At 61.6% G+C, this 1965-nt stretch carries 3 protein-coding genes; 2 read left to right on the top strand and 1 reads right to left on the bottom strand.

The features are described from left to right. Positions 1–915, top strand: a 915-nt coding sequence (locus VLU25_03820) for a S41 family peptidase (GenBank protein HSR67045.1), incomplete at its 5' end; no start/stop codon positions are given. An 89-nt stretch (positions 916–1004) separates the two neighbouring features. Here the strand turns inward: VLU25_03820 and VLU25_03815 are convergent. After that, the gene (locus tag VLU25_03815; protein ID HSR67044.1) at positions 1005–1220 is read right to left on the bottom strand and encodes a hypothetical protein; all 216 of its coding nucleotides are present in this window, start codon (positions 1218–1220) and stop codon (positions 1005–1007) included. A gap of 193 nt (positions 1221–1413) precedes the next feature. On the opposite strand from VLU25_03815, the gene VLU25_03810 reads away from it, so the two are divergent. Further along, positions 1414–1776, top strand: coding sequence for a DUF5674 family protein (locus VLU25_03810; protein ID HSR67043.1), 363 nt, complete (start codon positions 1414–1416; stop codon positions 1774–1776). Positions 1777–1965 lie beyond the last annotated feature (189 nt).

Genomic DNA, 1965 nt, shown 5'->3' with positions numbered 1-1965 from the left:
CGCATCGAATACATCTACCGCTCCGAACCCGACTATCCTTCCGAACGCTCGCCGCTGGCCGATCCGGCCCTTCAGCTTGAGGCCGGAGACCTTATTGAAGCCGTCAACGGCACCGGCGTCCTGTCGGTGCCCAGCATCTATCACCTGCTGCGCGACCAGGCCGGCAAGCAGGTCTTGCTGCAGGTGCGCGATGCGGGAGCGGACCAGAGCCGCCGAATCATCGTCACGCCCATCCGCTACGAGGACGACCTGCGCTACCGCGACTGGGAGTACACCCGACGCCTGCGTACCGACGAGCTGGGCGGAGGCAAGATTGGATACGTCCACCTGCAAGCCATGGGCGGCGGCAACATCACCGAGTGGTACCGAAACTTTTATCCTGTCTTCAACCGCCAGGGACTGATCGTCGACGTGCGCCACAATCGGGGAGGCAACATCGACGCCTTCATCCTCGACAAGCTGCTGCGCAAGGTCTGGATGTATTGGGCTCCCCGAACCGGCAAGCCCTACTGGAACATGCACTACGCCTTCCGCGGACACGTGGTGGTCCTGGTGGACGAGCGCACCGCCTCGGACGGCGAGGCCTTCGCCGACGGTTTCAGGAGGCTGGGCCTGGGCGAGATCATCGGAGTGAGGACCTGGGGCGGCGAGATCTGGCTTTCAAGCGAGAACCGTCTCAGCGACCTGGGATGGGCCCGTGCACCCATGTTCGGCGTCTACGGCCCCGAGCGAGAATGGCTCATCGAGGGCCACGGCGTGGATCCCGACATCGAAGTCCAAAACCTCCCCCACGCCACCTTCAACGGCTCCGACGCCCAGCTCGAAAGGGCGGTCGACTACCTGCTGCAAAAAATCCAGTCCGACCCCCGCCCCGTCCCCGAACCCCCGGCCTATCCCGACAAATCGGGCAACTGAGGGAGGGCCTCTGGATCTGTTGCAAAGGCTGCCGGATCTTAAGTCGGCTCAGTCGATCCCGGCTCGTTCGAGCGCCTCAATGACGGTCCCTAGTAGTTCCTGTTGTGACACAACTCCAGACGCTCCAGGTAAAGCCGGTGGAACTCCTCTTCGGACAGCTCAGGAAAGCGCCTCCGCAGCCCCTCGCGGAAAAGCCGCCGCGACATCTCCGACAGCTCAAAGGCCTTGGCCAGCCTCTGCTCCGGCGTCAACTTGCGCAAGGTCTCGATGTAGATCCGATGATTAGGGCGAGGCTTGATATCCATGACGCTCCGCCGCTCAGCCTAGCACAGCGGCTGCCTCACAGACGACCCAGAATCTGAACTGCGCCAGCTCCACCAGTCCAACCGGTGCGTGGAGTTCCTCACCCATTCGGCTCATGTTATCGTGTGGATCTCCAGCGTTCGATGGCTGGGTACGATACCACTGAATCAAGTGACCGTCGGCGATCTACGGCAGATGGCTGCGCCGATGTTTGGAGACATGGTCAAGGCCGTGGTGGATATCGAGCGGGAAATCATGGCTGTGGACGCTGAGCTTCATTCCGATCAGGAGGCCCTTCTTCTAGAGAAGGGATCGAAGCAAGAGAACTGTGGGGCATCAACCTTTATCCGGATGCTGAGTCCAACCGCAGCCGGCTTCGCGAGTTGTCGAGAGTGCGGGAAGCTCTTGCCGATCACTTTGTCTTCGACAACACCTATCAGTCCACCGACGAAGACTGGCGTCGATACTTCAACTTCTTTCTGTTTGCTGCCAGAGGAGATCGGTGAAAGGCGTCATGGGGCGGGCTTGCCGCCTAGTGCAGTGCGTCAGAAGTTTTGAGCCACCCTGTGGCGTTATCCCACGCTTTTCAGCGTTCGCACCCCGGCGTTCCGAAACCCAGGGTGGCGCCGCCGTCTCGCTGGCGCTCGCCGGGGCTGACCCTGGGCTGGCGAATCTGTCCCTGTCAGGGACAAGAACGGAGGGCCCTGGCTCAGAACTTATGACCGGCAGCACCAGTCGTAGCGAGCA

It is taken from the genome of Acidobacteriota bacterium (assembly GCA_035471785.1).
In the GTDB taxonomy this organism is placed as follows: domain Bacteria; phylum Acidobacteriota; class UBA6911; order RPQK01; family DATIPO01; genus JANQFM01.
Note: the sequence above shows the minus strand (reverse complement) of the source record. Positions and strands in the feature narration are given on the sequence as shown.

Bases quoted from the DNA above. Each gene is read 5' to 3' on its own strand.
- VLU25_03815 (HSR67044.1), bottom strand. From the start codon at position 1,220: ATGGATATCAAGCCTCGCCCTAATCATCGGATCTACATCGAGACCTTG.
- VLU25_03810 (HSR67043.1), top strand. From the start codon at position 1,414: ATGGCTGCGCCGATGTTTGGAGACATGGTCAAGGCCGTGGTGGATATC.